Source organism: Streptomyces sp. NPDC057623 (genome assembly GCF_042800355.1).
GTDB lineage: Bacteria > Actinomycetota > Actinomycetes > Streptomycetales > Streptomycetaceae > Streptomyces.
This window is the reverse complement of sequence record NZ_JBHVGZ010000016.1, coordinates 68,218-90,903: the sequence shown is the minus strand read 5'-3', so window position 1 is coordinate 90,903 and position 22,686 is coordinate 68,218. Positions and strand designations below refer to the sequence as shown.

The following is a 22,686-nucleotide window of genomic DNA, read 5'->3' as shown; positions in this document are numbered from 1 at the left end:
GGTTCCTTATAAGGCGCCTGCGGTACGGCTACGCCGTCAGGCGGGCGATCGCCTCGTCCACCGTCAGCTCCTCGCGCTCACCGGTCCTGCGGTCCTTGAGCTCGACGACACCTTCGGCGGCGCGCCGCCCGGCCACCAGGATCTGGGGTACGCCGATCAGCTCCGAATCAGTGAACTTCACGCCCGGCGAGACGCCCGCCCGGTCGTCGCACAGGACGCGCAGGCCGGCGGCCGACAGCTTCTCGGAGACGTCGAGGGCGAGTTCGGTCTGGAGGGCCTTGCCCGCGGCGACCACGTGGACGTCGGCCGGGGCGACCTCGGCGGGCCAGCACAGGCCCTTGTCGTCGGCGGTCTGCTCGGCGAGGGCCGCGACCGCGCGGGAGACGCCGACGCCGTAGGAGCCCATGGTCACGCGGACCGGCTTGCCGTTCTGGCCGAGGACGTCGAGCTTCAACGCATCCGCGTACTTGCGGCCCAGCTGGAAGATGTGGCCGATCTCGATGGCGCGGTCGAGCTTGAGGCCGGTGCCGCACTTCGGGCAGGGGTCGCCCTCCTGGACGACCACGACGTCGACGTACTCGCCGACCTCGAAGTCACGGCCCGCGACGACGTTCCTGGCGTGCGTGGCGTCCTTGTTGGCGCCGGTGATCCAGGAGGTGCCGGGGGCCACCCGCGGGTCGGCGATGTACTTGACCTTCTCGCCCAGGCCCTGCGGGCCGACGTAGCCGCGGACCAGGTCCGGGCGGCCAGCGAAGTCCGCCTCGGTGACCATCTCGACGACGGCCGGCGCGAAGTGCGCCTCGACCTTGTCCATGTCGACCTCGCGGTCGCCGGGGACGCCGACCGCCACGATCTCGCCGTCGACCTTCACCAGGAGGTTCTTCAGGGTGGCGGAGGCGTGGACGCCGAGGTGGGCGGCGAGGGTCTCGATGGTCGGGGTGTCCGGGGTGGGGATCTCCTCGAGCGCGGCCACGCCGTCGGCGTCCACCGGCTTCAGCTCGTACGAGATCGCCTCGGTGTTGGCCGCGAAGTCGCAGTTCGGGCAGTCCGCGAAGGTGTCCTCACCAGCGCCGGCCGGGGCGAGGAACTCCTCCGACTTGGAGCCGCCCATCGCGCCGGCGGTGGCAGCGCAGATGCGGTAGTCCAGGCCGAGGCGCGCGAAGATCTTCTGGTACGCCTCGCGGTGCAGGGCGTAGGACTTCGCGAGGCCCTCGTCCTCGGTGTCGAAGGAGTAGGAGTCCTTCATCAGGAACTCGCGGCCGCGCAGGATGCCGGCCCGCGGACGGGCCTCGTCACGGTACTTGTGCTGGATCTGGTAGAGGATGACCGGCAGGTCCTTGTAGGAGGACGCCTGGTCCTTCACCAGCAGGGTGAAGATCTCCTCGTGGGTCGGGCCGAGGAGGTAGTCGCCGCCCCTGCGGTCCTTGAGGCGGAAGAGTTCCTGGCCGTACTCGTCCCAGCGGCCCGTCGCGTCGTACGGCTCACGCGGCAGCAGCGCGGGGAGCAGCACCTCCTGGGCGCCGATCGCGTCCATCTCCTCGCGGACGATGCGCTCCACGTTGGCGAGGACCCGCTTACCGAGGGGCAGCCACGACCAGATACCGGCCGCGGTGCGGCGGACGTAGCCGGCCCGGACGAGCAACTTGTGGCTGAGGACCTCGGCGTCCGCCGGGTCGTCGCGCAGCGTCTTCGCCATCAACTGGGACATGCGCTGGACCGGTGCGTTCGCCATGGTTCTCGTACTCCTGCTGGTTTGGGTTATGGCAGGAGGTTAGCCGGGGGGTACGGGGCGGTGGAAATCGGTTGGGGGCCGCCTGCCCCTACCGGCGGCGCAGCGGAAGAGGGGCGCCCATCACGGCGTACGGCTTGGGGGCGCTCGGGAACAGGACCTGGCGGGCGAGGTCCTGGTAGCCGAGGGAGCGGTAGAGGCCGCGGGCCGGGCTTTCGACGTCGATCGCCGAGAGGATCGAGCGGGGTTCGGCGGCGGCGTCCGTGATCGTGGTGATGAGGGAACGGCCCACGCCGCGGTTCTGGTACTGCGGGAGGACGTGGAGTTCGGTGATGACGAAGGAGTTGTCGAGCCAGTCGTCGTAGGCCTGGGCCCGCAGGTACGGCTCCACGACGGTGGACCACCAGTGCATGCGGTCGTTGGGCATGCCGTACACGAATCCGACGAGGCGCTGCGCCGAGGTCGCGCCGAGGGCCCTCGCTCCTGGGTACGTCATGTGACGCAGGACGATCTGGCGCCGCACCGCCACCTCGTCGGCGCCCAGGCCGAAGGCGACGGCTTGCACTGCGAGGGCCTCGTCGACTCGGGATGAGAGGTCCAGGGGGCCGATCACGATGTCGTCTGGTCGGCGGCGGTGTCCGTGACCGGGAAGGCGCATGTGGGGAGCGTACAGGGGACCACAGGTTGTCGGCCGAGCGCAGGTCGTGGGGCTGGTCGCGCAGTTCCCCGCGCCCCTGAGGGTGTTTCAGAACAGGACGCTCATGAAGGCGCCGACCTCTTGGAAGCCCACCCTGGTGTACGTCCGCCGCGCCGCCGTGTTGAAGTCGTTGACGTAGAGGCTGACGACCGGGGCGACGTCCGCCAGGGCGTAGCGGAGTACTGCCGCCATGCCGGGCGCCGCGAGGCCCTGGCCCCGGTACTCGGGGGCCACCCACACCCCCTGGATCTGGCAGGCGCGGTCGGTCGCGGCACCGATCTCCGCCTTGAAGGCGACCTTGCCGTTCTGGTCGAGGCGGGCGAAGGACCGGCCGGAGCCGACGAGTTCGGCGACCCGGGCCTGGTAGAGCAGGCCGCCGTCGCCCGCGAGGGGCGATACGCCGACCTCCTCGGTGAACATCGCCACGCACGCCGGCATGATCGTCTCCATCTCGTCCTTGCGGATACGACGGACGTACGGATCCGGGGTGATGTCGGCCGGCATGCGGTCGGTGACCATGAGGGGCTGGTGGGCGCGGACCTCGCGGGCCGGGCCCCAGCTGGGTTCCAGCAGGCGCCACAGCTGGGCGGTGGCCTCGGAGGGGCCGACGATGGAGGAGCAGCGGCGGCCGGCGCGGCGGGCTCGGTCGGCGAAGGCCCGTACCGCTCGTGGGCCCGCGCAGATCGGGACGAGGTTGGCGCCCGCGTAGCAGAGGGAGGTCAGCATGCCGCCCTCGTACCAGCCCCACATCTCGCCGCCGAGACGCCACGGGTCGAGGCCGGCGACCTGGACCCGGGATGTCACGAAGGCGTTCGCCACCGGCTCGCTGTCGAGGACGGCGAGCGCGGCGTCCAGGTCGCTCGGTTCGAGGACCCGGGAGGTGGTCTGGGTCAACACGTACGGGGCCTCACGCTGGGGTTCTGCTGGTCCCCGCACTGTACCTGCGGAAGCTGAGCCACGCCGCCCCGTGGCTGCGCCGCTGCGCCGGGTGCCCATGAGCTCGGGTGGTGCGGTGGGTTGGCGGCTGCGGGTCGTGCGGGGCTGGTCGCGCAGTTCCCCGCGCCCCTGGAGGGCCTGCGGCCCTCAAGCCGACGGCGGGTGCGGGTCGTGTGGGGGCGGTCGCGCAGTTCCCCGCGCCCCCGAAGGGCCTGCGGCCCTCCCGCACCCGTGGGGCGGGGAGTGTCCTCAGCCCGCCACCGAGATCGACGGCTCGCCGCTTGCCACGCCGTCCGCCTCCATCTGTTCGGCCAGCTTCATGGCCTCTTCGATGAGGGTCTCGACGATCTTGGACTCGGGGACGGTCTTGATGACCTCGCCCTTGACGAAGATCTGGCCCTTGCCGTTGCCGGAGGCGACGCCGAGGTCGGCCTCGCGGGCCTCGCCGGGGCCGTTCACCACACAGCCCATGACGGCCACCCGCAGGGGGACCTCCATGCCGGTCAGGCCCGCCGTGACCTCCTCGGCCAGCTTGTAGACGTCGACCTGGGCACGACCGCACGACGGGCAGGAGACGATCTCCAGGCCGCGCTGCTTGAGGTTCAGGGACTCCAGGATCTGGTTGCCGACCTTGACCTCCTCGACCGGCGGGGCCGAGAGGGAGACGCGGATCGTGTCGCCGATGCCCTGGGAGAGCAGCGCGCCGAAGGCGACGGCCGACTTGATCGTGCCCTGGAAGGCGGGCCCCGCCTCCGTGACACCGAGGTGCAGCGGGTAGTCGCACTGGGCGGCGAGCTGGCGGTAGGCCTCGACCATCACGACCGGGTCGTTGTGCTTGACGGAGATCTTGATGTCCCGGAAGTCGTGCTCCTCGAAGAGCGACGCCTCCCACAGGGCGGACTCGGCCAGCGCCTCGGGCGTCGCCCTGCCGTACTTCTGGAGGAGGCGCCGGTCCAGCGAGCCCGCGTTCACGCCGATGCGGATCGGAGTGCCGTGGTCCTTGGCGGCCCGCGCGATCTCCTTGACCTTGTCGTCGAACTGCTTGATGTTGCCGGGGTTGACGCGGACCGCGGCGCACCCGGCCTCGATGGCGGCGAACACGTACTTCGGCTGGAAGTGGATGTCCGCGATCACCGGGATCTGCGACTTGCGGGCGATGGTCGAGAGGGCGTCGGCATCGTCCTGCGTGGGGCAGGCCACCCGCACGATCTGGCAGCCGGAGGCCGTGAGCTCGGCGATCTGCTGGAGGGTGGCGCCGATGTCCGACGTACGGGTCGTCGTCATGGACTGGACCGAGACCGGGGCGTCGCCGCCCACCGCCACCGTCCCGACCTGGATCTGCCTGCTCTTGCGGCGCTCGGCGAGCTTGGTCGGAACGGACGGCATGCCGAGAGAAATCGCAGTCATGTGCTGTGCAACCCCAAGTCGTGGATCAAGGTCTGGTCCCGTCAGCGGCGTCAGCAGCGGGCCCCAGGCTTCGAGATTACGGCACCGCGCCTCACCCCAGCACTCCCCCACCTCGAACACACTCGGCGGGGGGACTCCCATGGCCCGTAAACCCACTCAATGGAAGACGGCCCGGGACAGATGATCCCGGGCCGTCTCGAACACCGTGTGTCTAGGAGATTCTGACCGGGTTGACGACGTCCGCGACCAGTACGAGAAGCGTGAAGCAGACGAAGATTCCCGCCACCACGTACGCCACCGGCATCAGCTTCGCCACATCGAACGGGCCCGGGTCCGGGCGGCGCAGCACCTTCGCCACGTTGCGGCGCAGCGACTCCCACAGGGCGCCCGCGATATGGCCGCCGTCGAGCGGCAGCAGCGGGAGCATGTTGAAGAGGAACAGGGAGAGGTTGAAGCCGGCCAAGAGGAAGACGAAGGTGGCCAGCTGCTGCGACGCCGGGATGTCCAGTGTCGCGATCTCGCCGCTGACCCTGGCCGCGCCGACGATGCCCATCGGGGAGTCCGGCTCGCGCGGGCCGTCGCCGAAGGCCGCGTCCCACAGCGCGGGGATCTTGGTGGGCAGGGCCACCAGCGAGTCGACGGCCTCGCCGACCCGGTCGGTCATCCAGGTCACCGAGTCGCCGAAGTCCTGTTTGACGACGCCGGTGGCGGCGCTGAAGCCCAGGAAGCCGGCCTGGACGTAGTCGTCCTTGACGTACGCCCCGCTGGCGTCCTTCCTCACGACCCAGTTGGTGGCGATCTTCGCGTGCAGGGTCAGTTCCTCGCCCTTGCGGTCGACGACGATCGGGACGTCCTTGCCGGCGCTGTCGCGGATGAGGTCGGAGAGAGTGTTCCAGTCCTCGGTGCGTACCCCGCCGAAGGAGACGATCTTGTCGCCGGCCTTCATGCCGGCGACCGCGGCGGGGGACCTGTCGTCGGACGCCTTGCAGTCCTCGCGGTTCTCCTTCTGGTCGATGACGCACTGGGAGACCGAGCTGACCGTGGTGGTCTGCTGCTGGATGCCGAAGCCCATCAGCACGGTGAGGAACAGGCCGATCGCGAGGACGAGGTTCATGAAGGGGCCCGCGAACATCACGATGACCCGCTTCCACGGCTTGCGCGTGTAGAAGAGGCGGGTCTCGTCACCCGGCTTGAGCTCCTCGAACGCGGCCGAGCGGGCATCCTCGATCATGCCGCGCCAGGGTGAGGTCGAGCGGGCTTCGAGGCGTCCGTCGGGGCCCGGCGGGAACATGCCGATCATGCGGATGTAGCCGCCGAACGGGATCGCCTTGACGCCGTACTCGGTGTCGCCCTTCCTCCGCGACCAGATGGTCGGGCCGAAGCCGACCATGTACTGCGGCACGCGGATGCCGAACAGCTTGGCCGTGGACAGGTGGCCCAGCTCGTGCCAGGCGATCGAGAAGAGCAGCCCGACCGCGAACAGCACTATGCCGAGGATGAACATCAGGGTCGTCATGCACGGGCCTCCGCCGTGTGTGCTGCCAGTTCCTGTGCCCGGCTGCGGGCCCAGGTCTCCGCTTCGAGGACGTCCGCGACCGTCAGGGAAGTTCCCGACGGCGGGGTGCCGTGCTCCTCCACCACCCGTGTCACGGTCTCCATGATCCCGTTGAACGACAGCGCGCCGGCCCGGAAGGCCTCCACGCACTCCTCGTTGGCCGCATTGAACACCGCGGGTGCCGTGCCCGCGAGCTCTCCGACGTGGCGCGCCAGGTTGACCGACGGGAACGCGTCGTTGTCGAGCGGGAAGAACTCCCAGGTCGACGCCTTGCTCCAGTCGAAGGCGGGGGCGGCGTCGGGGATGCGTTCGGGCCAGCCGAGGCCGATGGCGATCGGCCCGCGCATGTCGGGGGGCGTCGCCTGGGCGATCGTGGATCCGTCCGTGAACTCAACCATCGAGTGAACATACGACTGGGGATGCACGACCACCTCAATGCGGTCGAAGGAAATGTCGTAGAGCAGGTGCGCCTCGATGACCTCCAGGCCCTTGTTGACCAGGGTCGCGGAGTTGATCGTGATGACCGGGCCCATCGCCCAGGTGGGGTGGGCCAGGGCGTCCTCGACGGTCACGTCCGCCAGCTCGGCCTTCGTACGGCCGCGGAAGGGGCCGCCGGACGCCGTCACGACCAGCTTGCGTACGTCCGCGCGCGAGCCGGACGCCAGCGCCTGGAACAGGGCGGCGTGCTCGGAGTCGACGGGGATGATCTGTCCGGGCTTGGCGAGGGCCTTGACCAGCGGGCCGCCGACGATCAGGGACTCCTTGTTGGCGAGCGCGAGCGTGCGGCCCGCCTCCAGGGCGGCGAGGGTGGGCGCCAGCCCGATGGAGCCGGTGATGCCGTTCAGGACGGTGTGGCAGTCGGAGGCGGCGACCTGGGTGGCCGCCTCCGGGCCGGCCAGGATCTCGGGGAGCGGCTCCCCCGTGCCGTACTGGGCGGCGAGTGCCTCGCGCAGGGCCGGTACGACGTCCTCGCGGGCGACCGCGACGGTCCGTGCCTTCAGCCGGTACGCCTGCTCGGCGAGGAGGGCGACCCGGCCGCCGTTGGCGGACAGGGCGGTGACCCGGAACCGGTCGGGGTTGCGCAGCACGAGGTCGATGGCCTGGGTGCCGATCGAGCCGGTGGAGCCGAGGATCACCACGTCCTTGGGGCCGTCGCCCGCTACGGCGTCGTAGACCAGGTGGGGGTCGGCGAGGGGGGCTGGACTGTCGCTCATTCCCCCATTGTGGCCGTAAGGGATGCCCGGGAGGACAGGGCATCCCCATCCGGCGGGTAACAGGATGGTGAGGGGTCGCTGCGCGCAGTGACCCCTCACCAGGACGTCACCTGATCGGGCGGTGCACGTTCTCCCGCTCGCTCGGGCCCGGTGTCGCGTCGGCGATCCACGGGGCGCCGTCGTCCGACGGGTCGACGATGCCCTGCTCCAGCCACTCGTACGTGCCCGACATCACGCCCTTGACCACCTTGCGGTCGAGGTCGTCGGTGTTGGACCACAGGCGCCCGAAGAGCTCCTCGATCCGCAGCCGGGCCTGCTGACAGAAGGCGTCGGCGAGCTGGTAGGCCTCGCGGCCGTGCTCGCCCTGGCCGCGCAGGTGCTCGGCGCGGACACAGACGGCGCTCATGGCGAACAGCTCGGCGCCGATGTCGACGATCCGGCCGAGGAAGCCCTGCTTGGTCTCCATGCGGCCCTGCCAGCGGGACATGCCGTAGAAGGTGGAGCGGGCGAGTTTGCGGGACGTGCGTTCGACGTAGCGAAGGTGCGGGGAGAGGTCGACGCCGCGTTTGAACTCACCGTACGAATACGGCAGTTGTCCCTGGCCGGCGACCAGCTTCGGCAGCCACTTGGCGTAGAAGACGCCGGCGTTCGCGCCCGCCTTCGCCTTGTCCTGGAGGGACTTGTCGGGGTCGATGAGATCGCCGGCGACCGAGAGGTGGGCGTCGACGGCCTCGCGGGCGATCAGCAGGTGCATGATCTCCGTCGAGCCCTCGAAGATGCGGTTGATGCGCAGGTCGCGCAGGACCTGCTCGGCGGGGACCGCGCGCTCGCCGCGGGCCCGCAGCGACTCGGCGGTCTCGAAGCCGCGCCCGCCGCGGATCTGGACGAGTTCGTCGGCGATGAGCCAGCCCATCTCGGAGGCGTACAGCTTGGCGAGGGCGCCTTCGATGCGGATGTCGTTGCGGTCCTCGTCGGCCATCTGCGAGGCCAGGTCGGTGACGGCCTCCAGGGCGAAGGTGGTGGCCGCGATGAAGGAGATCTTCGCGCCGACGGCCTCGTGGGCGGCGAGCGGCTTGCCCCACTGCTCACGCGCCGCGGACCACTCGCGGGCGATCTTCAGGCACCACTTGCCGGCCGCGACGCAGGACGCGGGCAGCGACAGCCGTCCGGTGTTCAGCGTGGTGAGCGCGATCTTCAGGCCGGCGCCCTCGGGGCCGATGCGGTTGGCGGCGGGGACACGGACCTGGTGGAAGCGGGTGACGCCGTTCTCGATGCCGCGCAGGCCCATGAAGGCGTTGCGGTTCTCGACGGTGATGCCGGGCGAGTTGGTCTCGACGACGAAGGCGGTGATGCCGCCCTTGTGGCCCTCGGATTTCGGCACGCGGGCCATGACGACGAGGAGGTCGGCGACCACGCCGTTGGTCGTCCACAGCTTGACCCCGTCGAGGACGTAGTCTCCCCCACTCTCGAATTCGCTCGAGCGGGAGGGGCCCCCATCATCCGGTACGGCGGTGGTGGCGAGGCGCGCCGGGTCGGAGCCCACGTCGGGCTCGGTCAGCAGGAAGGCGCTGATGTCGGTGCGGGCGCAGCGCGGCAGGAACCGTTCCTTCTGCTCCGGGGTGCCGAACAGCTTCAGCGGCTGCGGTACGCCGATCGACTGATGGGCGGAGAGCAGGACGCCGATCGCCGGGGAGGCCGAGCCGGCCAGGGTGAGGGCCTTGTTGTAGTAGACCTGGCCGAGGCCGAGGCCGCCGTACTTGGTGTCGATCTTCATGCCGAAGGCGCCGAGTTCCTTGAGCCCGTCGATCACGTCGTCGGGGATGCGGGACTCGCGCTCGATGAGGGCGCCGTCGACCTTGGTCTCGACGAAGTCACGCAGCTTGGCGAGGAACTCCTCGCCGCGCTGGGCGGCCTCGTCGGTGGGCATCGGGTGGGGGTGGATGAGGTCGAGGCGGAAGCGGCCGAGGAAGAGTTCCTTGGCGAAGCTGGGCTTGCGCCATTCCTGCTGCCGGGCCGCCTCCGCCACTTGGCGTGCCTCACGCTCAGTGACAGTGGGCTTCGTGGGTGCTGCGGACATGAGGCTCACCTCGCCGCGAATCGGGATCTTGGGCCGTTTGGTTACCGACGGGTGCTACCCGATCGTATGTACCCGATTACGGACGACCCCACCACCCTGCGCGCGTCCGTTCAGCCGATGTCGACGGAGTACGCCCTGGTGTCCAGGCGGCCGGTGCCCTTGAACACCTCGGTGCCGGACTCGATGCCGGAGACGTACTTGTCGTTGCCGAGCAGGTTGCGCCGAACGAGTGCCTGCGTGAAGTCGTCGAGGTTCAGCGTGGCCTTGGTGGTGTTGGCGCGGCGGACGAAGGAGTGGACCTTCCAACCGATGTCGCCCTCGTAGATGTCCCACACGGCGCCGCCCAGGCTGACGCTGCCGTACTTGGTGCCCAGCGGGCCCGCGCCGCCCTGGCGGTTGAGCCAGATCATGATCTCGTCGGTGGGCTGGTCCTGCCAGTCCGCGGTGTTCTTGGTGTGCAGCCAGAGGTCGTAGGCGACGTTCATGGTGCCGGGATCGGAGCTGACCGAGAACTCCCAGCTCGTCCGCACCGGCTTGCGGTCGCCGACGCGGACCGGCAGGCCGGTGGTCGCCTTGTCGACCTTCCAGCCCCAGTGCCAGCCGAGGACGGTGGACGCGTACGACTTCACATCCTCGTCCTTGCCGGTACTGCTGTTGGCCAGGCTGTAGTTCGTGCCCCAGGAGATCGTCGAGCCCGACCGGGAGTTGTCCCACACGCACTGGGTGCCGGTGTACTTCCCCTCGTTCCAGAGGTTGTTGTTCACGTAGTACTTGCCGAGCGTGATCGTGTCGAAGGCCGCGCACTTCTTGCCCGACTCGTCCGCCCGGGCGACGGTGACACCGGCGGCGGCCGCGAGGGCGACCGCGGCGGAGACGAGGGTCTTCGCCTTCTTGGACAGGCGGGGGCGGCGGTGCTGCATGGGGGACGGTCCTTCCGGGGGGGTGGATCGCTTACGCCCCTCAGTGGTCGCGGAGCCGCCGCAGGTTGCCGCCGGTCAGCGCGCCTCGGCCCGCCCCGGTCCATGGCCCCCCGCGACCGGTCGTGGTAGGCAGGGACCGAGCCCGCCGGGCCGTCCGCCGAGGACTCCGCTGTCCCGCGGAAATAGGAATCGAAGCGCTTCGACAACCTATGGACACCCACCCCCGGTGGAGCTACTGTCGAACCACCCTCACACCCGCCCCTGTACGTAGCGCGCACTGTCGAAGCGCTTCACAAAGCTTGGAGAGCTGGATGGTCACCCTCGCCGAGGTCGCCCAGCACGCCGGAGTCTCGGCGAGCACGGTGAGCTATGTCCTCAGTGGCAAGCGGTCCATCTCCGCGACCACCCGGACGCGGGTCGAGCAGAGCATCCGCGAACTCGGCTACCACCCGAACGCGGGCGCCCGCGCCCTGGCCAGCAGCAGGTCGAACATCATCGCGCTGATGATCCCGCTGCGCACCGACATGTATGTGCCGGTGATGATGGAGATCGCCATAGCCGTGGCCACCACGGCCCGTACGCACGGCTACGACGTCCTGCTGCTGACCGGCGAGGAGGGTCCCGACGCCGTGCGCCGGGTCACCGGCAGCGGGCTGGCCGACGCGATGATCCTGATGGACGTGCAGCTGGACGACGAGCGGCTGCCGTTGCTGCGCGGCACCGACCAGCCGTCCGTGCTCATCGGGCTGCCCGCGGATACGACCGGGCTGACCTGCGTCGACCTCGACTTCAAGGCGACCGGCGCGCTGTGTGTGGAACATCTGGCGATGCTGGGGCACCGCGACATCGCTGTCATAGGAGAGGCCCCGGCCGTCTACGAGCGGCACACCGGTTTCGCCGAGCGCACCCTCGACGGGCTGCGGCTGCGCGCCCAGGAGCTGGGGATGCGGCTGCTGCACCGGCCGTGCGAGGGCGGGTACGACGCGATGGCCGTCACCCTCGCCCGGATCCTCGACGAGCGTCCGGGCACCACGGGGTTCGTCGTGCAGAACGAGTCGGCGGTCGAGCCGCTGCTCGCCCTGCTGCGTCAGCAGGGCCGTGCCGTGCCCGAGGACGTGTCGGTGGTCGGCGTCTGCCCCGACCAGGTCGCCGTCCAGGCCTCGGTGCGGCTGACCTCGGTCTCCATTCCCGCGCAGGAGATGGGCCGGCACGCCGTGGAGCAGCTGGTCGCCAAGCTGGAGGGACGCGGGAGCGACGAAGTCGTGCTGATCGCCCCCGAGCTGACGATCCGGGCGAGCACGGGCCCGGCGCCGTCCGCCACCCACTGACGCCGTCTCCGTCCCGTTCACTCACCGTGCCCTCCCGGGCACCCCCCTGTCCACAACCCGTCTGCACCCGACGCCCTCTTCAGGAGCGCCCCCGTGAATCACTCAGACTTGCCTCGCGATGTTCGCGCCGGCCATCCCGGCGGACCTGCGTCTCTGCTGGGGGTCCGGGGGTCGTCCCCCGGGAAGACACAGCAGCCTGCCGAAAACCAGCCCCAGCCAGGCACGGTCAGCCTCGCGCAGTCGTCCCCGACCATCGGCACGTTCCGTGAGCGGGACGGTGCGCTGGAGTGGAGCGGCCGCCAGGAGACCGTACGGGTCGAGCCGTGGGGTCCGGACGCGGTGCGGGTCCGTGCCCGGCTCGGCGGTCCCGTCCTGGACGGACTGCCCGGCGCGCTGCTGGAGTCCGCCCCGGCGACCGAGTCCACCGTCAAGATCGAGGACGGTGTGGGGGTACTGACCGTCGGCGCGCTGACCGTCGAGGTCGACGCCGAGGGCCTGATCCGGTTCCTGCGCACCGAGGACGGCGAGGAGGTGCTCGCTGAGGAGCGCGCCCACTTCTGGTGGCCGGGCTCGCGGCTCTACACGGCCGTCGGCAACGGCTACCACCGTCTGGAGCAGCGCTTCGCCGCCTACGAGGACGAGAAGCTGTACGGCCTCGGCCAGCACCAGCACGGCCGGTTCGACCAGAAGGGCCTGGTCCTCGACCTGGTCCAGCGCAACGCCGAGGTGGGCATCCCGGTCCTGGCCTCCAGCCGGGGCTACACCCTGCTGTGGAACAACCCGGCGATCGGCCGCGTGGAGCTCGCGCACAACGGCACCCGCTGGGTCGCCGACTCGGCCCGTCAGCTCGACTACTGGATCACCGCGGGCACTCCGGCCGACGGCCAGCGCCGCTACAGCGCGGTGACCGGCCGCACCCCGATGCTGCCGGAGTGGGCGGCGGGCTTCTGGCAGTGCAAGCTGCGCTACCGCACCCAGGACGAACTCCTCGCCGTGGCGCGGGAGTACAAGCGCCGGGGCCTGCCCATCGACGTCATCGTCTGCGACTTCTTCCACTGGACCCACCTGGGCGAGTGGAAGTTCGACCCGAAGGAGTGGCCGGACCCGGCGGCGATGGTGCGCGAGCTGGAGGAACTCGGCATCAAGCTCGTCGTGTCCGTCTGGCCGTCGGTCTCCCCGCTCTCCGAGAACCACCCGGTCATGGAGCAGCGCGGCTACTTCATCGGCACCCAGTACGGGCCGATGGCGCACGCCGACTGGCCGGACAAGGAGGTCGCCTCGACGGTCCAGGTGGCGTTCTACGACGCCACGAACCCCGAGGCCCGCGAGTTCGTGTGGTCGAAGGTGAAGCAGAACTACCTCGACCGGTACGGCATCACGGCCTTCTGGCTGGACGCCTGCGAGCCGGAGCTGAAGCCGGGCTTCCAGGAGAACCTGCGCTACTGGACGGGTCCGGGCCTGGAGGTCGGCAACATCTACCCGGCCGAGAACGCCCGCACCTTCTACGAGGGCCTGCGCGCGTCCGGCGAGGAGGAGATCGTCACCCTCAACCGCTCGGCCTGGGCGGGCAGCCAGCGCTACGGCGCCGCCCTGTGGTCGGGCGACATCGGCACCGACTTCCCGACCCTGCGGCGCCAGATCGCGGCCGGCCTCAACACCGCGCTGTCCGGCATCCCCTGGTGGAACACGGACATCGGCGGCTTCCACGGCGGCGACCCGGACGACCCGGCCTACCGCGAGGTGATGGTCCGCTGGTTCCAGTTCGGCGCCCTGTCCCCGCTGATGCGCCTGCACGGCTTCCGCGACCCGGGCATGCCGCTCGGCCCGGACATGACCGGCGGTCCGAACGAGGTGTGGTCGTACGGCGAGGAGGCCGGCGCGATCCTGGAGAAGTACCTGCGGCTGCGCGAGCGCCTGAAGCCGTACGTCCTCCAGGTCATGCGCGAGGCCCACGAGGAGGGCCTGCCGGTGATGCGGCCGCTGTTCCTGGAGTTCCCCGAGGACCGGGCGGCCTGGTCGGTCGACGACGCCTACCTGTTCGGCCGGGACCTGCTGGTCGCCCCGGTGCTGACGGCCGGCGCCACGGCCTGGACGACGTACCTTCCGGCGGGCGCGCGCTGGACGGACGCGTGGACCGGGGAGACGTACGAGGGCGGTGCGACCGTGACGGTCGACGCCCCGCTGGACCGCATCCCGCTGTTCCTGCGGGACGGGGCGCGGCTGCCTGTAGCGGAGTAGCCGTGCCGGAGGGGGTGGCCGGACGATGGAGGTCTTCCGGCCACCCTCCTTCGCGGGTCCGGCCAACTTCCGTTCACCGCAGGCGAGTTCCACGGGGTAGGTTCACCGGATGTCCTCGTCTCCGCTCGCTCTCGCCCTGGCCGATCTGCTGGTGCGCCCGGCCTTCGGCTCGCGGCGCGATCCCGGCCGGGTCTTCGACAGGATCGCCGGGGAGGCCGGGCAGGCGCCGGGTGACCGGCAGTTCGTCGAGGACTTCGCCTCGCTGCTGGGCTGGTGGGCGCGGGCCGACCGGCTCACCCCGGTCGGCTGGCAGGCCGCGCAGACGCATGTGCGCCGGCATCTCACCAACCGGGCCCGTGTCCGGCGGCTGATCGCCGAGCGTCCGGAGATCGAGCGGGAGCCGATCGAGAGGCCCGTGTTCGTCGTCGGCCTGCCACGCACGGCGACCACCGTCACCCACGCCGTGCTGTCGCTGCCGGAGGAGCACCGCAGCCCGCTGCTGTGGGAACTGCTGGCCCCCGACCTGGAGTTGCCGCCCCGGCAGCGGCGCAGGGCGGTCACGGCCGGGCGCCGGATGGTCCAGGGCACCGATCTCTTCGCACCGCGCTTCCGTGACATCCACGCGATGGCTGCCGAGGGCCCGGAGGAGTGCACGTTCGCGCTCCCGCACGCCCTGATGCCGTTCTCCCAGGCCCGGATCCCCGAGTACCGGGACTGGCACTGCGAGCGGGACTTCGTCCCCGACTACCGGTATCTCAAGCAGGTCTACCAGGTCCTCCAGTACGGCCGTCCGCGCCGCCGCTGGATGCTGAAGTCCCCGATGCACCTGGAGAACCTGGACGCGCTGCGCACGGTGTTCCCCGACGCGACGATCGTGTGGTGCCACCGCGACCCGGTCACCGCCGTGGCGTCCTTCTGCAGTCTCATCGAGCACGGCATGGCGGTCAGCACCCGTCCGCTCGACCTGGCCGGCATCGGCGCCACCTGGCTCGCCCTGCTGAGCCGCGCCATGACACGCGGTCTGGCGGCCCGGGCCGACATCCCCGCGGAGCAGCTGGTGGACGTGCCGTACTCCTGGCTGGGCTCCGATCCGGCCTCCGGCGCCCCCAGGCTCTACGCGGCCGTGGGCGCCCGCTGGACCGAGTCCGAGGCGGCCCGTCTCCCCGGCGCCGTCGCCCGCCCCAAGGGAACCCGGCGCCACACCTACGACCTGGCCCGCTACGACCTGAGCCACGCCGAGGTGGAATCCGCCTTCGCGGACTACAACGCGCTGCGGGCCGAGGTCGACCGCGCCTGACGGGAGGCACGGCCGGCCTCGGCCACGGTGGTGCGTCAGCTGCTGCTGACGGTCAGGTTGTTGGTGTTGAAGTCCAGCCCGCCGGACGACGAGGTGATCTCGTAGCCGAACTGGACGTCACCGATGGTCTCGCTGGAGGACATCCAGCCCTTGGTGCCGGAGATCCAGTTGAGGATCGGCTTGATGTCCACGGTGCCGGAGGTGGAGTCGGAGGTCCGCAGGAACGAGAAGACCTCGTTCGCTCCGTTGGTGCCCTTGTAGACGGTCCAGGTGTGGCCGCCGAGGGTGACGTTGCCCTGCGAGGTGCCGAGCGGGCCGACGGCTCCGTTGTAGTTGACCCAGAGCATGATCTCGTAGTCGTAGTCGGTGTCCCAGATGTCGTACGACGTGTTGTACGCGCCGGAGGACGGGACGGTGACGTTGTAGCTGCTGGTGAGCGAGCCGAGCGAGGCGATCGTCTTGTTGATCACCTTCTTGGAGTTGGGGTAGGACTTGATGCCGCCGGTGTTGGGGTGGTTGGCCCAGACACCCCAGTTGGTGCCGGAGTTGGCCCATATGCACTGGCTGCCGGCGCCGGAGCCCCAGATGTTGTTGTAGAGCGTGTAGCCGTTGAGGCTGGTGTTGCCCCACTGGTCGCAGGAGTTCCAGACCGCGGCCGAGGCGGGGGCGGAGGCGAGGCCGACGACGGCGCCGATGGCCATCGCCGGCGCCAGCACGGCCGTGGTGATCTTGCGCAGAGCGCTCTTTGCCATGGTGTCCCTTTCCATGGGTGGGGGGAGTTGCGGGGGATGTGCGAGGGGGGTTACCACGTCCCCAGGGTGAGGACGCGGTCTTCTCCGGCGACCAGGTCGAGCGGTTGTGCGTCGCCGGAGGAAGTCCGGAGTTCGATGCGCAGGGAGCGGGACGGCTTCAGGACCGCCGTGGCTCCCCCGGGCGTCCAGGTCAGGTCGACCTCGGCGCCGAAGCGGGTGCGGACGCCCCGGAGCCGGCCCTCCCGGAAGGTGGGGGGAAGGGCGGGCAGCAGGACCAGTCGGTCCGGGGTCGACTGCACCAGCATCTCGATCAGTACGGCGGGCAGGGTGTGCGCGGCGTCCGCGTTGTAGACGTCGCGGTTCGGGTAGTGCGCGCTCATCAGGGAGGCGTGGAAGAAGTCGCCGCCCAGGACCTGGTCGAGGGCGTGGGCGATCCGGTCGCCGTCCCTGAGGCGGGCCGCGATCAGGGCATGGTGGAGGTGGCCGTGCGCGGAGTCGTTCTCGGCGCCGCGGAGTTCGAGGGCGCGATGGGCGGCCGCCGCGAGGCCGGGGGTGTCGTACGGGGTGATCTCGTCGAGCGGCCAGACGCCGTAGAGGTGGCTGAGATGGCGGTGGTCGTAGGTGTCCTCCAGGCCGGGCCAGGCCCATTCGGCGAGGGCGCCGTCGGCGTTGGTCCGGTGCGGTGGGAGGCGGTCGGCGAGCGCCCGCCAGCGGTCGGCGTGCTCCGGGTGGTAGACGGCGGCCGTGCGCAGCGCGTGCCGGGCCGCCGAGAGGTCCATGGCCGCGTTGAGCGTGCCCCAGCTCGCGTTCGCCGGGCGGTTCTCGGGTGAGTAGGAGGGGACGACGACCAGGTGGCCGTCGTCGTCGGTCCGGGTGAGGAAGTCCTCGTAGAAGAAGGCGACTTCGGCGAGGGCGACGGCGGTGCGCGGGTCGCGGGTGCCGTGCGTCTCGTCGTGGTCGACGAGCGGCTTGAGCAGCCAGTCGGCGCCGGCCGTCCACAGGTGCAGGGGGTACGCGCGGTTGAAGTGGTACGAGTGGCCCGACTCGCCGTCGGTGTGGGCGGGGGCCACCACGCCCCGGGTGCCGAAGACCGCGCGGGCGTTGTCGCGCCAGTCGGGCAACTGGCGCTGGACCAGCGCGGCGTGCGCCTCGGTGACCTCGGGGAGGGCGGCGGCCGCGGCGGAGGCGGTCTGGAGGTTGAGGTTGGCGTCGTTGGTGAACCCGCCCGACCAGGCCGTGTCCCAGTCGCCGGTCCACAGGCCGGTCAGCCGGGGCGGGAAGAGGCCGCTGGCGGACAGCAGGTGGTAGCGGCCGGCCGCGAACAGCCGCTCCGGCAGGGCGGCGGCATGCGGGCGCTTCAGCAGCTCGGAGCCGGGCAGGGCCCGGTCGGCCGGGGCGGCACCGAGGTCGAGGGTGACGCGCTCGTAGGCGGCGCGGTGGAGGGCGACATGGCGGGCGAGGAGCCCGTCGAACTCCGTGGCCGCCAGCTCGCGCAGGGCGCGGCCCTCCGCGCTCACGTCGAGCTCGCCGGTGTGCCGCCGGACCCGGGTGAGGAGCAGGACGGAGCGGGCCTGCTCGATGTGCGCGCCCGGCGGGGCGAGGGCCGTCGTACCGCCGGTGACGGCGATCAGCGTGACGCCGGTGAAGGCACGGTCGGCGTCGGGGTAGCGGGCGCGCAGGCTCAGCAGGGCGCCCTCGGGGGTGAGGACGGCTCCGTGCCCGACGCCCAGTCCGGCGGGGGCGCCGGGCAGGCCGTGGTCCAGGGAGATGTCGAGAATGCGCCCGGGTGACGTGATGTGCTGCACGATCACGTCGTCGGCGCGGGAGACGAAGACCTGGCTGGTCCAGTCGGCGCACTCGGCCCGGACGACGCCAGTCGCGAAGTCGACGGACCGGCGGTAGCCGTGCCCCTCGCCGGACGGTCGGTGCAGCCGGATCTGGAAGGCGGGGTGGAAGGGCTGCACCCACTGGAGCGGGCGGCCGTCGGTGAAGCCCTCCGCGGCGGTGCGGTCGCCGGCCAGGAGACGGTCCTGGAGGGCGGGGAGTTCGGCGGCGAGCCGCGGGGGGCGGGTGTCGCTGCCGTTGGGGCGCACCAGGGTGTGATGGGTGACAATGACGCGGTCGTCGTTCGGGTCGCCGAACACAAGGGTGCCGTGGTGGCCGTTGCCGCTGAGGAAGGCGTCCTCCCAGCGGGCGGCCGGCTGCGGCTCCCAGGTTCCGTGGACCGGGGTTCGGGTCATGGCCGCAGTACCGCCACGTCGTGGCGGCCGAGGGTGACCCGGTCCGTGACGTCGGTCCCCGTCAGCAGGTCGTGGTGGGTGCCGGGTACCTCGACGGTCACCGGCTCTCGGCCGTGGTTCAGCACGAACAGCACCTCGCCCCGGCGTACCGCCTCGACCTGCTCGGGGAGGCCGTCGAGCACCGGCCGGGCGCCCGCGCCGGCCGCGATGCGGGCGAGCAGGTCGCGCAGCGCGTCCGCCTCCGGGAGCGTGGAGACATACCAGGCCCGGTCCTTGCGCAGGACGGCGGGCAGTCCGTCGAGTTCACCGCCCTGGTACGGCACGGTCTCGTCGGCGGTGCCGTCGGCCTCCAGCTCCTCGGACCACAGGGTTCCCCGGAAGCCCTCGCAGCCGACGCCCTCCCCTTCGTCCAGCGGCCACCACTCGTGCAGGGTCCGGATGCCGAACAGCTCGCGCAGCCGGGCGTCCATGCCGCCGGGCCGCACCCGGTCGTCCTCGTCGGCGACGCCGGTGAGGAAGCCGCAGACGAGGGTGCCGCCCTGGCGGACGTAGGCGAGGAGGTTCTCGATCGCCGCGTCCGTGAGGAGATAGAGCTGCGGCACGACGACGAGGCGGTACGCGGACAGGTCGTGCTCGGGGTGGGCGAAGTCGGTGGTGAGGTGGGCCTGCCACAGGGCGCGGTGCCAGGACTTGAGCACGTCCGCGTGGTCGACCCGCTGGGACAGGCGGCCGTCCTGGGCGCCGGCCCACCAGGCGTGCCAGTCGTGCAGGACGGCGACGTCGGCGCCGCTGTGCCGGCCCGACACCTCCGGCGCGATCCGCGCGAGGTCGGCGCCGAGCTGCTTGACCTCCTGGTAGGTACGGCCCTCCTCGCCGGCGTGGCTGACCATGCCGGAGTGGAACTTCTCCGCGCCCTGCCGGGACTGCCGCCACTGGAAGTAGCAGACGGCGTCGGCGCCGCGGGCCACGGCCTGGAGGGACCACAGGCGGTTCAGGCCCCGGGGCTTGGGGTGGTTGACGCCCCGCCAGTTGACCGGGCCGGCCGCCTGCTCCATGAGCATCCAGGGGCCGCGCGCCTGGGAGCGGGTCATGTCCTGTACGAGGGCGCCGTGCTGGGCGCCGAGCGGGTCGCGCGGGTCGGGGTAGAGGTCGACGGAGACGACGTCCTCCTCCTCGGCCCAGCGCCAGGCGTCCTGCCCGAACCACAGCGGCATGAAGTTGCTGGTGACCGGGAGGTGCGGGGTGTGCCGGCGGACGATGTCGCGTTCGGCGACGTAGCACTCCAGCAGCATGTCGGAGGTGAAGCGCCGGAAGTCCAGGACCTGGGCGGGGTTGCGCATGTAGTGCGGCCGGCGGGCCGGCAGGATGCCGTCCCAGGTGTCGTAGCCCTGGCTCCAGAAGGCGGTGCCCCAGGCTTCGTTGAGGGCGTCGAGGGTGCCGTATCTCTCCCGCAGCCACCGCCGGAAGGCGGCCGCGGCCTCGTCGCCGTGGTCGAAGGTGCAGTACTCGTTGTTGATGTGCCACATCGTCAGGGCCGGGTGGCCGCCGTAGCGGGCGGCCAGGTCCTCGGTGATGGCGGCGGCGTAGCGCCGGTAGGTGGCGCTGGAGTGCGAGAAGTGCTGGCGGCCGCCCCACCACTCGGTGCGGCCGTCCTCGGTGACGGGCAGGGTGTCGGGGTGCAGCCGGCCCATCCAGGGCGGGGGCGAGGAGGTCGGGGTGGCCAGGACGACGCCGATGCCGCTGTCGTGCATCAGGTCCATCAGCGTGTCCAGCCAGCCGAACTCCCGCGCGCCGGACTCCGGTTCGAGCCTCGACCAGGAGAAGACGCCGAGGGTGACCGAGTTGACGCCGGCGGCCTTCATCAGCCGCACGTCCTCGTGCCAGGTCTTCTCGGGCCACTGTTCGGGGTTGTAGTCGCCGCCGAAGAGCAGACGGCCGCGGGTGGCGTCGCTCAGGGCGGGCCGCCCCTTCTCCTCCGGCATCAGACGGGCTCCCCGTACTGCACACCCCGCCCGTTGGTGGCGACGTAGACCCGGCCGTGGATGCGCGGGTCGCCGGTGATGGCGGCGCCGATCCAGCCCCACTGGTGCTGGTCGTCGTTGATCCGCGTCCAGGTCTTCGCCTCGTCGTCGGAGCGGTACACGGCGGTGATCGTCTCGGTGGAGCCGACCAGGTAGACCGCCGGGTAGGAGGCGCCCTCGGCGGCCTTGCCGAAGCCGAGGGTGTACGCGGCCCAGCAGCTGCTGACCTGGGTGAAGGTGGCACCGCCGTCGGTGGAGCGGTACAGCCCGTTCCACTTGAGGCTCAGCCACAGGTCACCGGACCGGCCCGGGGCCGCGGTCAGCTGGAACTCCTTGTCGCCCGACTTCAGGCCGGTGGCCCGGGCGGCGAAGGTCAGGCCGCCGTCGGTGCTGGCGTGGAGGATGCCGGTGGCGGTGTCGAAGGCGTAGAAGCGCTTCGGGTCGACCGGGTCCGCGACCGGCACGGCGCCCTTCGGCAGGGTGGCGACCTCGGCCCAGGTGGCGCCGTTGTCGGCCGATCGCTGGGCCGGGTACGTGGTGCCGTCCCAGTGCACGAAGGACCACAGCAGCACACTGCCGTCGGCGTTGGTGACGATCGGACCCGGGGCGTCCTTGGCGATGGCGGGCTGCGCCTTGAAGGGTGCCCAGGTCTGTCCGCCGTCGTTCGAGTAGGCGCCGTTGCCGTGGTCGCCCCAGCCGGTGCGGACGACGTACGCCGGCTTGGCCGCGGCCTGCGCGAGCCCCGTCGCCGACCCGAACACGGGGTTCGAGGCCATGCCGCGCGAGGGTGACGCCGTGAGGGACTCGTGGTACATCACGCCGATGTCGCCGTTGCCGCTGATCAGATGTGCCGTGCCGACCGGGGGCGAGAGCAGCTGGCGGACGGACGTCTCCTCCAGGCCGCGGATCTGCGGGGCCCAGTGCTGCAGGTCCCGGGTGCCGTAGAGGGTCGCGCCGGTGCCGTAGACGACATGCCGGGAGTCGTACGGGTCGACGGCGACGGCCTGGATCCACCAGCCGAACTTGGGCTGGTCGGCGCCGAAGGTGAGGAAGGGGGTCTCGGAGACGTCGAGGACGGCCTTGTCCTTCAGGGACTTCCAGCTGCGGCCGCCGTCGGTGGTCCGGTACAGGGTGTCGACCAGCGCCCAGCGGTTGTTGGTGGAGACGACGACCGTGCCGGGGTGCCGGGCGTCGACCGCGACACCGCCGTAGGCGAAGCTGTCGGTCCCGCCGTCGCTCGTCGCGCCGCCGGGCTGCACCGGCGTGACCTCGGTCCACTTCCCGTTCGTCGTACGCAGCTTGTGCACGCTGCCGTCGGACTGGCCGTTGGGGCCGGCGGCGTTGGCGTACGTCACGTACAGCTCGCACGCGTGCTTGTCGTACGCGGCGCGGATCGGCACCTTGGCGGCGGTGCCGGTGGGCTGACCGGGGACCGCCTCCCAGGTCGTGCCGTCGGAGGTGCGGTACAGGTTGGGCTTGCCGGCGGTGCCGTCGGAGTCGCCCCAGCCGGCGTAGACGGTACGGCCCGCGGCGACGAGGAGCGTGACGCCCTGGCCGGTGGCGGCGGGCGTGGCCGGGAAGCTCACGGCCTGCCAAGTGGCGCCCCGGTCGGTCGACTTGAGCAGCCCGTCGTGCCGGGTGCCCAGCCACAGCGTGTCACTGTCCCGCGGATCGACGAGCAGCCGCTCCCCCGCGCCCCGCCCGTCCTCGTTGGCCCCGAGCTTCACGGTGAGGTCGGTGCGGGCCCAGGTGGCGCCACGGTCGTCGGAGCGCAGCACGGCTCCGTTGCCGGCCCAGGACTGGGCGTACGTGCCGAGGGAGAGGTACACCCGGTTCGGGTGGGCCGGGTCGACGGCGATGGCCTCCACGCCGAGCAGGTTCCAGTCGTCCCAGCCGAGGTGGTCGGTCAGCGGGATCCAGCGGTCGGTCCGGTCGTCCCATCGGTAGGCGCCGCCGATGTCGGTACGGGCGTAGGCGAGGCCGCGGACGGAGGGGTGGAAGAGGACGCCGGTGACGAATCCGGTGCCGCCCATCATGGCGGTGCGCCAGCGGTACGCCGGGCCGGCGGCAGCGGCGGCAGTGGGCTCAGCGGCGGCCGCGCGCGCCGCGAGAGGCGGAAGGGTGGTGAGCGCGGCGGCGGCCGCGGTGCCGGCGAGAACGGTTCTTCTGCTGGGCTGGGACATGCGCATTGACGTACCTCGTTCTTGCAAAGGGGGACGCGGATACCTACCTGGGGGCGCGGGGCTGCATCGATTTGCGGCTCCGCCGCGTGGGC

15 protein-coding genes are annotated in these 22,686 nt (G+C 71.1%); 3 read left to right on the top strand and 12 right to left on the bottom strand.

Annotation, left to right across the window (positions count from 1 at the left end):
* Positions 1 to 28 precede the first annotated feature (28 nt).
* From ACFU95_RS18940 to ACFU95_RS18905, 8 genes are all read right to left on the bottom strand, one after another.
* Positions 29 to 1,732, bottom strand: coding sequence for a proline--tRNA ligase (locus tag ACFU95_RS18940; protein WP_383828625.1), 1,704 nt, complete (start codon positions 1,730 to 1,732; stop codon positions 29 to 31).
* 88 nt (positions 1,733 to 1,820) lie between these two features.
* Positions 1,821 to 2,387 carry a GNAT family N-acetyltransferase gene (locus ACFU95_RS18935; RefSeq protein ID WP_383828623.1) on the bottom strand — a complete coding sequence of 189 codons (567 nt, stop codon included), beginning with the start codon at positions 2,385 to 2,387 and terminating at the stop codon, positions 1,821 to 1,823.
* 87 nt (positions 2,388 to 2,474) lie between these two features.
* Positions 2,475 to 3,323 carry a GNAT family N-acetyltransferase gene (locus tag ACFU95_RS18930; RefSeq protein ID WP_383828621.1) on the bottom strand — a complete coding sequence of 283 codons (849 nt, stop codon included), beginning with the start codon at positions 3,321 to 3,323 and terminating at the stop codon, positions 2,475 to 2,477.
* Positions 3,324 to 3,611: 288 nt separating this feature from the next.
* Positions 3,612 to 4,769 (bottom strand): flavodoxin-dependent (E)-4-hydroxy-3-methylbut-2-enyl-diphosphate synthase, encoded by a 1,158-nt coding sequence (ispG, locus tag ACFU95_RS18925; RefSeq protein ID WP_383828619.1) that lies wholly within the window; start codon positions 4,767 to 4,769, stop codon positions 3,612 to 3,614.
* Positions 4,770 to 4,980: 211 nt separating this feature from the next.
* A complete protein-coding gene (locus ACFU95_RS18920) occupies positions 4,981 to 6,273 on the bottom strand; it encodes a M50 family metallopeptidase (RefSeq protein WP_383828752.1) in 1,293 nt (430 codons plus the stop codon).
* A gap of 8 nt (positions 6,274 to 6,281) precedes the next feature.
* Entirely contained in the window at positions 6,282 to 7,538 is a 1,257-nt protein-coding gene (gene dxr, locus ACFU95_RS18915; RefSeq protein WP_383828617.1) for a 1-deoxy-D-xylulose-5-phosphate reductoisomerase, read from the bottom strand.
* A gap of 106 nt (positions 7,539 to 7,644) precedes the next feature.
* Positions 7,645 to 9,615, bottom strand: a complete 1,971-nt coding sequence (locus ACFU95_RS18910; RefSeq protein WP_383828615.1) for an acyl-CoA dehydrogenase family protein — start codon at positions 9,613 to 9,615, stop codon at positions 7,645 to 7,647.
* Positions 9,616 to 9,725: 110 nt separating this feature from the next.
* On the bottom strand, positions 9,726 to 10,535 hold the full coding sequence (locus tag ACFU95_RS18905; protein WP_383828613.1) for an endo-1,4-beta-glucanase: 810 nt from the start codon (positions 10,533 to 10,535) through the stop codon (positions 9,726 to 9,728).
* A gap of 311 nt (positions 10,536 to 10,846) precedes the next feature.
* Here ACFU95_RS18905 and ACFU95_RS18900 point away from each other — a divergent pair, with 311 nt between their 5' ends.
* The 3 genes from ACFU95_RS18900 (at position 10,847) to ACFU95_RS18890 (ending at position 15,398) form a co-directional block, all read left to right on the top strand.
* Entirely contained in the window at positions 10,847 to 11,863 is a 1,017-nt protein-coding gene (locus tag ACFU95_RS18900; RefSeq protein ID WP_383828611.1) for a LacI family DNA-binding transcriptional regulator, read from the top strand.
* 156 nt (positions 11,864 to 12,019) lie between these two features.
* On the top strand, positions 12,020 to 14,101 hold the full coding sequence (locus ACFU95_RS18895) for a TIM-barrel domain-containing protein (RefSeq protein ID WP_383828750.1): 2,082 nt from the start codon (positions 12,020 to 12,022) through the stop codon (positions 14,099 to 14,101).
* Positions 14,102 to 14,210: 109 nt separating this feature from the next.
* Positions 14,211 to 15,398, top strand: a complete 1,188-nt coding sequence (locus tag ACFU95_RS18890) for a sulfotransferase family protein (RefSeq protein WP_383828609.1) — start codon at positions 14,211 to 14,213, stop codon at positions 15,396 to 15,398.
* A 35-nt stretch (positions 15,399 to 15,433) separates the two neighbouring features.
* On the opposite strand, the gene ACFU95_RS18885 is transcribed toward ACFU95_RS18890, so the two are convergent.
* From ACFU95_RS18885 to ACFU95_RS18870, 4 genes are read right to left on the bottom strand one after another with little or no spacing between them, the layout of a single operon-like run.
* Complete coding sequence (locus ACFU95_RS18885) at positions 15,434 to 16,150, bottom strand: hypothetical protein (RefSeq protein WP_383828607.1); 717 nt, start codon at positions 16,148 to 16,150, stop codon at positions 15,434 to 15,436.
* Positions 16,151 to 16,200: 50 nt separating this feature from the next.
* Positions 16,201 to 18,390, bottom strand: a complete 2,190-nt coding sequence (locus ACFU95_RS18880) for a glycoside hydrolase N-terminal domain-containing protein (RefSeq protein WP_383828605.1) — start codon at positions 18,388 to 18,390, stop codon at positions 16,201 to 16,203.
* Positions 18,387 to 20,372: a beta-galactosidase gene (locus ACFU95_RS18875; protein WP_383828603.1), complete on the bottom strand. Its 1,986-nt coding sequence runs from the start codon at positions 20,370 to 20,372 to the stop codon at positions 18,387 to 18,389. Before ACFU95_RS18875 ends, ACFU95_RS18880 begins: the two co-directional genes overlap by 4 nt.
* Positions 20,372 to 22,600 carry a WD40/YVTN/BNR-like repeat-containing protein gene (locus ACFU95_RS18870; protein ID WP_383828601.1) on the bottom strand — a complete coding sequence of 743 codons (2,229 nt, stop codon included), beginning with the start codon at positions 22,598 to 22,600 and terminating at the stop codon, positions 20,372 to 20,374. Before ACFU95_RS18870 ends, ACFU95_RS18875 begins: the two co-directional genes overlap by 1 nt.
* Positions 22,601 to 22,686 lie beyond the last annotated feature (86 nt).

Excerpts from the sequence above, each read along its gene's own strand:
- ACFU95_RS18910 (WP_383828615.1), bottom strand. The coding sequence starts at position 9,615 with ATGTCCGCAGCACCCACGAAGCCCACTGTCACTGAGCGTGAGGCACGC.
- ispG (WP_383828619.1), bottom strand. The coding sequence starts at position 4,769 with ATGACTGCGATTTCTCTCGGCATGCCGTCCGTTCCGACCAAGCTCGCC.
- ACFU95_RS18935 (WP_383828623.1), bottom strand. The coding sequence starts at position 2,387 with ATGCGCCTTCCCGGTCACGGACACCGCCGCCGACCAGACGACATCGTG.
- ACFU95_RS18920 (WP_383828752.1), bottom strand. The coding sequence starts at position 6,273 with ATGTTCATCCTCGGCATAGTGCTGTTCGCGGTCGGGCTGCTCTTCTCG.
- dxr (WP_383828617.1), bottom strand. The coding sequence starts at position 7,538 with ATGAGCGACAGTCCAGCCCCCCTCGCCGACCCCCACCTGGTCTACGAC.
- ACFU95_RS18905 (WP_383828613.1), bottom strand. The coding sequence starts at position 10,535 with ATGCAGCACCGCCGCCCCCGCCTGTCCAAGAAGGCGAAGACCCTCGTC.
- ACFU95_RS18885 (WP_383828607.1), bottom strand. The coding sequence starts at position 16,150 with ATGGCAAAGAGCGCTCTGCGCAAGATCACCACGGCCGTGCTGGCGCCG.
- ACFU95_RS18890 (WP_383828609.1), top strand. The coding sequence starts at position 14,211 with ATGTCCTCGTCTCCGCTCGCTCTCGCCCTGGCCGATCTGCTGGTGCGC.
- ACFU95_RS18880 (WP_383828605.1), bottom strand. The coding sequence starts at position 18,390 with ATGACCCGAACCCCGGTCCACGGAACCTGGGAGCCGCAGCCGGCCGCC.
- ACFU95_RS18900 (WP_383828611.1), top strand. The coding sequence starts at position 10,847 with ATGGTCACCCTCGCCGAGGTCGCCCAGCACGCCGGAGTCTCGGCGAGC.
- ACFU95_RS18870 (WP_383828601.1), bottom strand. The coding sequence starts at position 22,600 with ATGCGCATGTCCCAGCCCAGCAGAAGAACCGTTCTCGCCGGCACCGCG.
- ACFU95_RS18940 (WP_383828625.1), bottom strand. The coding sequence starts at position 1,732 with ATGGCGAACGCACCGGTCCAGCGCATGTCCCAGTTGATGGCGAAGACG.
- ACFU95_RS18875 (WP_383828603.1), bottom strand. The coding sequence starts at position 20,372 with ATGCCGGAGGAGAAGGGGCGGCCCGCCCTGAGCGACGCCACCCGCGGC.